The following is a 9,156-nucleotide window of genomic DNA, read 5'->3' as shown; positions in this document are numbered from 1 at the left end:
CTCTAGTCGGATGCTTCGCGATTTCCTTTGTTGGTCTCGCTAACCCTACCCAAATCAAAGATTATGGGTAGGGACTGCACTCGACATTTTGTTCAAAGATTCAGCAATTGCGCGTTCATTTGTTTTTCCCTCACGAATCGCTTTGAGAATTTGAATCGATAATTCATTAAGAGCCATACAACCTCTGTTAATTTAAACTTTTCGTCACTAACAACTCATTGCCGCGATCGCACTTGAATTTTTAGCGATAAATAAGTTAGTTAATGCTGTTCATTGTTTCTTGACGCTGACTGTGGTTTAGTGGATAGCCAAGTTGTTGAGCTTGTTCACGACTACCAAATGAACTATTAAAGTTGTGACAAGTTGCCCAGTAAACTGCATAGTTTAGGGTAATAGCGTTGTAAGCTGGTGATTCTCCAGGATTAATGAAATTCACATAAAAAGTTTCAGTCCTAGCATTCTCTATTGCCATGCCACGTGGAAGTCGCCATTCAACAAGGAAAACTGGGAGCAGTTCGGGCAGCCGTTTAAGCGGTATGGTACTTAACGCAATTCTCGCGAAAACTTTTGGGTCGCTGGCATACCCCGCCCGAACGAGAAAAAGCTGCTCCTGCGACGCTACTGGGGCAAGCTCGTTGGCTGATGCCGGAATGGTTAGAGAACAATATTTTTCGGGAGGGCTGCACTAGAATAAAGTTAGAATAAAGTTAGCGCTCTGACCCGAATAAAATATAGCACAGACATGACTTCACAAAGCAAGATTCCTACCTTCGATCGCTTGTTCGAGCCGACTATCAAAGCACTTCATGAATTAGGCGGATCGGGAACGGTACAAGAAATCTACGATAAGGTTTGCGATTTAAAGAAGTTCTCCGAAGAACAGCAGGCCATTCTTCATAAAAACGGCTCCCACAGCGAAATTTCGTATCGCATGGGCTGGACGAGGACTTGTCTTAAGAAATACGGTGCGATTGAAAATATCGGTCGCGGCGTTTGGGCGCTAACCAGCAAAGGCAAAGCGCTACGCAATATTGACGCAAATGAAATCAAAAACTTTGTCAAAACGCAAGATAATTCAAATTCATCAGCATCACCCTCTCCCGAACGAACCGACGCGATCGCAAATGATAATGATTCTGAAGTCTGGATCGATAAGCTGCTCTCGATTCTCCAGCAAATTCCCCCTGATGCCTTCGAGCGCTTGTGCCAGCGCGTTCTGCGGGAATCCGGTTTTATCAAAGTCGAAGTCACGGGAAAACAAGGAGATGGCAGCATCGATGGCATTGGAGTCTTGAAAATATCTCTGTTGAGCTTCCAAGTATTCTTTCAGTGCAAACGCTACTCCGGTGCGGTGGGTGCGAAGGAAATCCGAGACTTCCGAGGGGCAATGGTCGGCAGAACGGACAAGGGATTATTCTTAACGACAGGGACGTTCAATCGTGCAGCCAAGCAAGAAGCCACGCGAGACGGAGCGCCCGCTCTCGACCTCATCGATGGCGAACAACTTTGCTATCTCCTGCGAGACCTCGGCATCGGAGTCGCTACCAAAACGATTGAAGTTGTGGAGGTGAAAATTGATGAAGCGTGGTTCGAGGCTTTGTAGTTTGAGATTCCGTATGGAAATTTCTAAACCCTAGAAAATCAGCAAAGTTCACAGAAATACGAGAGTAATCAAGTCCCCGATACTATTGTATCAAAGGCATCAAGAATATTAAGTTATCGTAATAAAGCTAGATCACCAGATTGCTTTAGTGCTAGATTGCTCTGAGTCTGCAATGTATTTAGTGAAGTTTTTTGATATTAATTGGGTGTGGCTCGATTCTTAGCGGGTTTTGGGGAGATTCGCAGGAAATTTAATGAAAATTATTCGAGGAGAATGAAATGCTAAATCTCCAAGCCCTATCCGACATTACCGACGCGCAAAGCCTGAGTCAATTGTTTGTCAAACTGGGTTATACAGATTGCTTTGGAGAGTTTTACATTGAAGACTTAGAACTAGCACCCGCCGTAGAAGATTCCGTGTATTGCGCTTACCTCCTCGCCTCTTATCGCGAGACGGAATTGCAAGTGGTTCTGATTGAATTTAAGTGGAATGAAGACTCTATTTTAAAGCAACGCTTGCAGGCGATCGCCAGAAACTTAAATGACCGAGGCACTTTATTTTTAGTCCTCGCGACGACGGATTACGAAAAGTTATTTATCGCGACTACGATTCACCAATATAAACAACATACAGAAGAATTCCAACGCATCGTTAAGCAAAGCATCGTGCAACTGGAAAACGCAGAAATATTTGATGCCCATCACCTCACCAAACTCGCAGCCACCGGGCAAGACCCCAAAAAACTTTATCAAACCCAGCATCAATTTATTAGCTTTGCCGCCCGGCGCAAGCGGGATAAGCAAGAACCCTTAGATACAGTTGGCTCTTACCTCAATGCCATTGGTAAAACTCAATTACTGAGTGCCGAGCAGGAAATTATTTTAGCCAGAAAAGCCAAGCGCTGGTTTGATTTTGAGAAGGTGTACGTTGCCTTCCAGAAAAAACAGAAGCGCATTCCTAGCGATGCAGAATGGGCAGAGAAACTAAACTTGAGCCTCAAGCAATTTTATCTTGAACTGCATCCCAGCAAGCGTGCCAGAGATAAGTTCATTGAAGCCAATCTACGCCTCGTTGTCTCCATTGCCAAGAAATATACTTACAATACCTTAGACCTACCCGACTTAATCCAACAGGGAAATTATGGTTTAACGATTGCCGTAAAACGATTCGATCCCGCTCGGGGCAATAAGTTTTCCACCTATGCAACCCATTGGATTCGCCAATCTATCACCCGCGCCATCAAAAACGATTCTCGTTGCATTCGGCTTCCCGTGCATCTGTGGGATTTTAGCTCGCACATCAAAAAAGCAGAGCGAACGCTGATTCAACGCGGCATCAAACCAACTCATCGAGAAATTGCAGGCTTACTCGATTGTCCGGTGAAGAAAGTGAGTGATACGATTCGTTGGTTTGCTCCGGTGTCATCATTGAATGCCCTCATTAGCAATAGCGACGATCTAAGATGGGACTCGCAAATGACCGACAATCGCGAAAATTACCTCGATTACCTCGAACGAAACGACGCTATCGAACGACTCCTCGCAACCTTGACAGGAAAAAAAGAACAAGAAGTCATTATCAAGCGCTTCGGATTACAGGACGAACAGCCCAAAACGCTGCAAGCAATCGGTGAGGAATACGGGATTACTCGAGAGCGCACCCGGCAAATTGAGAATAAAGCCATGAAAAAACTGCGACAAACCAAACGAATGCTATTCCCGCCAAATCCAGAAGAATGCCAGCAAATTGTAAAACAAAATGTAGAAATAAAACGCAATCCCCGTGCTGCCAATCTTCCCGCATCAACCAATACGGTTTTCTTTACCTTCAAAACGCAAGAAAAGTTCCAAAATCCTGAGATTATAAACGCTAAAGTCCCTGGCAAAATCCCTAATGATTCTCTCAATTCCGAAGGCAATCATTCTGTCTCAACTTTAAAGAACATTAATTCATCTTGCTCGACTGCGCCCAAACGTTCAAACCAAGAAACCTTCAACGAAATTGATAAAAATCGGTCTAAATTTCCCAATGATAATCCCTCGCTTAAAAAATACATTCAAGATTCAATAGCCAGTCAAATTTACCAAACTCGTTCGCAAATTATTTATATTATCTGGGGTATTTTACGCAATAGCTCAGAGGAACTATACGAACTTGCCAATTGCCGCTTAGTAGAACTTTTTGATGGTTGCTTTCCCATCTAATTAACTTCACCAAAACCATGCCCATTCCCGACTACATCGACAACAAACAATACCATCTCGAAACCGTTCTCAAGGAAATCATCGAGAAGGAAAAGCAAATCGAGTTGGATATCGCGACGGGATTTTTTCGCATCGAAGCATGGTTGCGCTTGGAAGACCCGATGAAGCAATTGGACTCCCTTCGCCTTCTCATCGGTCGCGACCCCACCATCCGCGCCGCCGAAAAAGATACTTTTGACTTGCGCCAATACTTTCGCGATCGCCTGCGAGAGCAAGTTGACGAAAAACCCTTCCAGCGCCAATACAAAGACCAAATCGACCGCGTTATTGCTTACCTCAAGCAAGGGCATATTCAGGTCAGGCTCTACGGAGCCACCAATAACGAATTCCTCCATGCCAAAGCCTACATCTTCAATCGCTACAGCATCGTGGGTTCGAGTAACTTCACCCCCTCGGGCATCCGACATAACAAAGAACTCAACATTGTCAATAAAGTTGAAGCAATTGCCCGTGACTTAAGAGCCAACTGGTTCGAGGACTTCTGGAACGATCCGAGCGTCGATCCAGATTATAAAACCAAACTCATTGCCGCCTTGGATGCCTCCAAATTCGGCAGCAAAGCCTATACCCCCTACCAAGTTTTCCTCAAAGCCCTCTACGAACTCTTCCAAGACGATACCCTCGTCATTGCAGGGGACCGCACCACCTTAGAACTCGCCAGCTTCCAACAAGAGGGCTTTGAACGCGCTATTCGTCTCATGGAAAAACACTATGGCTGCATGGTTGCCGATGCCGTGGGCTTAGGAAAAACCTACATCGGCTTGCGGGTGATTGAATATTACCTCCTCAAATTGCGCCGCTCCGGTCACATTCCCAGGGCAATCGTTTGCTGCCCGGCGCAACTGCGAGACTTAATATGGAAAAAGAAACTGGCAGAATTCGGACTACCCTATACCGAAGTCATCTCCCATGAAGAAATGGGGCGCAACGACTTCAATCGCAAAAAGTACCACAACTACGATCTCCTTGTCATTGATGAATCCCACAACTTTAGGAATAGCGCCACCAATCGCTATCAAACCCTTGCCAAACTCCTTAGTAGCGGACGGCACAAGCGGGTTTTGCTCCTCACCGCCACGCCGATTAATAATAATATTTTCGACTTATATCATCAGATTTCTCTATTGACGCGAGGAAACGATCGTTATTATCAAGAATGGGATATTCCCAATTTACAAACATTATTTAAACGCATTCATAAAGGGGACGCAGAAATCACCGACCTGCATTTTCAAACAATGGTACGTCGCAGTCGCTTGGATGTGATTAAACGTCAGCAAGCCGGAGAACGTATCGAAATAGCCGGGCGTGAAATTAAATTCCCCAAGCGCAAACTGGAGCAATTTACCTATAATTTTGAAGAGAGTTTCTCTGGGTTATATGCTGGGATTGCCGAGGAAATTAGCAATCTCAATCTCGCTCCTTATAATATCAAAGCCTTTCAAAAACAACAAAAGAAAACCGATGAAGCTGTTGTTAAACGCAATCAAGCCCTCGTTGCCTTGCAAAAAGCACTGTACCTCAAGCGCTTAGAAAGTTCTCTGGTTGCCTTCAAAAATAGCATTACCAATCAAGCTCGCTTCCAAGAACGGTTTTATCAGATTCTCACCGAAGAAAATAAACTCCTCGACAGTCATAACTTTCGTAAATATCTCATCAATTCCCAGTTTGCCGATGATGATGAAACCACGCTCATTGAAGTATTAGACCGCCTCGAGCCGATTCAATCTAAACACTACAACCTTCCCGAACTCACCAGGCAGATTGAAGCCGATATCAAAGCCCTACAAGGAATTTTAGCCAAACTCCAGAAAATCCAGGATTCTGTCAAGCAAGGTCAAGATAGCGATCGCAAGCTCGTTGCCTTCAAAGATGTTCTCCTCACCCTCACAGGTCAAAAAGTGCTGGTCTTTAGCTACTTCAAAGACACAACCAAATATATTTACCAAGAACTCCAACAAGATGGCCAATGGCAGCAGCAAATGAATCATCCCGTCATCGATATCATCACCGGAGAGAGCAGCCGCCAGCAACGCGAAACCAAGGTTAAGCGCTTTGCCCCCAAAGCCAATGCCGAAACTGAAGGCGAACGGGAGGCACTTGCCCATGACGAGATCGAAATCCTGATTTGCACCGACGTTCTTTCCGAAGGTCAGAACCTACAAGACGCAGGCGTTTTAATCAACTACGACCTTCATTGGAATCCCGTTCGCATGATCCAGCGTGCCGGACGCATTGACCGACTCGGTACCGAGTACGAAAACCTTTCCATTTATAACTGTTTCCCCGAAGAAGGCTTAGAACGGCTGCTGGGTTTAGTCGCACGCCTGCAACAACGCATTGCCGATATCGATCGCAATGTTGGACTCGATGCCAGCGTCTTAGGCGAAGAAATTTCCGAGCGTTCCCTCGAAGAACTCCTCAAACTCAAGCAAGCCAGTAGCGAAGCCGAAAAGCAGGCGATTCTTGCCGAACTCGAACAACTCTCGGATCTGGTTTCCCTCGATGAGATGCGCTTTCCCCTCACGGAGTTCATGCAGCGCGTTGGACGCGAGCAAGTGCAAGAGATTCCAATGGGCATCCACAGCCGACGACAATTGCAAATTGACCATCCCGATTGCCGAGCCGGGGGGATTTTTCTCGCATTTCGTGCGGAAGACCGTCATTATTGGCACTTTTATCCTCGCGTTGAAGAAAACGGTTCTATTACTACCGATCCTGACAAAATGATTATAGATAAGCGACGCATTTTTAGCTGGCTGCAATGTCAAGAATCCGACTTTCCCGCTCCCGAGACATTGCCTCCTGCTAGATTTGATAAATCTATTTTTCGCATTGTCGAAGGGGCAACGCGCAATATTATCCAATCATCAAAAGAAACAGCAACCCGCCAGCGTTTTCGACCCCGACAATCCAAAACCTTACTCGAAATCAAAACATTCTTGAACGAGCCGTCTACCATAGAAGCATTGCAGCCAGAAGAAACAGAAACCAAAGAGAGAATTTTAAGCCTGATTGCGGATTCTTCTGAAATTAGCAGTTACGACAAAGAAATCAAGCGCCTTTGGAAGCAAAATAAACGCGACGGTAACACTCTCATCCAAGAACTTAACGAACTCTTTATCGATAATGAACTTTATCGAGAAATTGACCCCATCGGCACTCAGTCTATCCTCAAAGTCCTAACGGCTGAGAATATCCAATTGGTTTGCTACGAATGGTTCGATTCATTCTGAGGATGACAGGTAGATGTTTCAGTCCCCTTGGCGGGGATTGGTGAGATGAAAGAGGACAACATTGAAAAAATATGGGGGAATGGCGACGTTTCAGTCCCCTTGGCGGGGATTGGTGAGATGAAAGACAATAATGATGCCTAACGATTTGTCAAAAAACGAAGTTTCAGTCCCCTTGGCGGGGATTGGTGAGATGAAAGGTTGAGTCCGGACATACCGGGGCAGTCGGGTTAATGTTTCAGTCCCCTTGGCGGGGATTGGTGAGATGAAAGCGGAGTCAACAACAACGATTGTTGCGTTTTGTATTAAGTTTCAGTCCCCTTGGCGGGGATTGGTGAGATGAAAGGAATGGCAAAATGATAACACTGTCTGGGAACTAGAAAGTTTCAGTCCCCTTGGCGGGGATTGGTGAGATGAAAGTATCGAACAACTCAACAAAACGATCAGGGATTTTCGTGTTTCAGTCCCCTTGGCGGGGATTGGTGAGATGAAAGATCACTAGATCAATATATAGAATTAGTAAATCTAAAGTTTCAGTCCCCTTGGCGGGGATTGGTGAGATGAAAGGTAAATTATATAGAAAAGATATTCGTCAAGGTAAAGTTTCAGTCCCCTTGGCGGGGATTGGTGAGATGAAAGGTATGCTTGCGTGTGGAAGCGCGATAGTGTGAAACCCGTTTCAGTCCCCTTGGCGGGGATTGGTGAGATGAAAGTGACCATACGAGAGCGGTTTGCTATAGAAATAGCGTTTCAGTCCCCTTGGCGGGGATTGGTGAGATGAAAGATCGAACTATCAACGCGGCGATCCAATCAATCGCTGTTTCAGTCCCCTTGGCGGGGATTGGTGAGATGAAAGGGAGAGGACAAAGTGACTCGCGATCGCTTTTACTCGTTTCAGTCCCCTTGGCGGGGATTGGTGAGATGAAAGTTCCAGCAAGGCATAATTCTATGTCTGTCAGGGGTTTGTTTCAGTCCCCTTGGCGGGGATTGGTGAGATGAAAGTTGGCGCGGCATCCCCAGTCTGAATAGGAATCGCAATGTTTCAGTCCCCTTGGCGGGGATTGGTGAGATGAAAGAAGAGGATTTTTTAAATCTTCTTCAAACAGTTAACAAGTTTCAGTCCCCTTGGCGGGGATTGGTGAGATGAAAGAATTCAACTGTGGAGTGATTAGCGTAGTTGCATCGAGTTTCAGTCCCCTTGGCGGGGATTGGTGAGATGAAAGTCCCATCCCGTCCGCGCACCTACAAAATAAAAACTGTTTCAGTCCCCTTGGCGGGGATTGGTGAGATGAAAGTAAAGGCTGCTTTATCTCGAATCTTGATGGCTGAGGCGTTTCAGTCCCCTTGGCGGGGATTGGTGAGATGAAAGATTCAGGCTGCATGGAATAGAGGGACTTGACGCGATGTTTCAGTCCCCTTGGCGGGGATTGGTGAGATGAAAGACATACCCATCTATATATAGGGACAAAAAACCATGTGTTTCAGTCCCCTTGGCGGGGATTGGTGAGATGAAAGCCGCCAGTCTTCATCATCGTCCCGCCAACTTGTTTAGTTTCAGTCCCCTTGGCGGGGATTGGTGAGATGAAAGTCTTCATAATGAATATAAACACCAGAATATTGATGTTGTTTCAGTCCCCTTGGCGGGGATTGGTGAGATGAAAGTTTCCGGCAAGTAAACTGCGAGGACTGTATCGTAGATGTTTCAGTCCCCTTGGCGGGGATTGGTGAGATGAAAGAGTTGAGCAATGGCATCAGACGATCCAAAACTCAGGTTTCAGTCCCCTTGGCGGGGATTGGTGAGATGAAAGGTACGAGTGAAGACGAAACCAAAGTTCCGTAATAAGTTTCAGTCCCCTTGGCGGGGATTGGTGAGATGAAAGTCCGGGCGATAGAACCCTTACAGGGCAGGCATTCTCAGACCGTTTTGTACGAACCTGAAATTTTGCCTTGAAATCGAAGCACGATCGCGGCTGATTTCACCCGAAACTTTACCGAAACAAAGTCTGAAACTATTCAATTGTCAAGGTTCTGGCAACTTTGTACGAACCTCCCGGGA

General features: G+C 45.8%; 3 protein-coding genes and 1 CRISPR repeat array. All 3 genes read left to right on the top strand.

Annotated features, from left to right (window positions below; genetic code table 11):
- Nucleotides 1–742: 742 nt before the first annotated feature.
- The 3 genes from JUI58_RS10885 (at nt 743) to JUI58_RS10875 (ending at nt 7,103) form a co-directional block, all read left to right on the top strand.
- The gene (locus JUI58_RS10885) at nt 743–1,603 is read left to right on the top strand and encodes a restriction endonuclease (RefSeq protein WP_204103810.1); all 861 of its coding nucleotides are present in this window, start codon (nt 743–745) and stop codon (nt 1,601–1,603) included.
- Between the two features lie 278 nt (nt 1,604–1,881).
- Complete coding sequence (locus JUI58_RS10880; protein ID WP_204103809.1) at nt 1,882–3,807, top strand: sigma-70 family RNA polymerase sigma factor; 1,926 nt, start codon at nt 1,882–1,884, stop codon at nt 3,805–3,807.
- A gap of 17 nt (nt 3,808–3,824) precedes the next feature.
- Nucleotides 3,825–7,103, top strand: a complete 3,279-nt coding sequence (locus JUI58_RS10875) for a helicase-related protein (RefSeq protein ID WP_204103808.1) — start codon at nt 3,825–3,827, stop codon at nt 7,101–7,103.
- A 15-nt stretch (nt 7,104–7,118) separates the two neighbouring features.
- Nucleotides 7,119–8,980: a CRISPR direct-repeat array (repeat unit 37 nt; unit sequence GTTTCAGTCCCCTTGGCGGGGATTGGTGAGATGAAAG).
- Between the last annotated feature and the right edge of the window lie 176 nt (nt 8,981–9,156).

It is taken from the genome of Spirulina sp. CCY15215 (assembly GCF_016888125.1).
GTDB lineage: Bacteria > Cyanobacteriota > Cyanobacteriia > Cyanobacteriales > Spirulinaceae > CCY15215.
This window is presented reverse-complemented; position numbering and strand designations above follow the sequence as displayed.

Excerpts from the sequence above, each read along its gene's own strand:
- JUI58_RS10875 (WP_204103808.1), top strand. The coding sequence starts at position 3,825 with ATGCCCATTCCCGACTACATCGACAACAAACAATACCATCTCGAAACC.
- JUI58_RS10885 (WP_204103810.1), top strand. The coding sequence starts at position 743 with ATGACTTCACAAAGCAAGATTCCTACCTTCGATCGCTTGTTCGAGCCG.
- JUI58_RS10880 (WP_204103809.1), top strand. The coding sequence starts at position 1,882 with ATGCTAAATCTCCAAGCCCTATCCGACATTACCGACGCGCAAAGCCTG.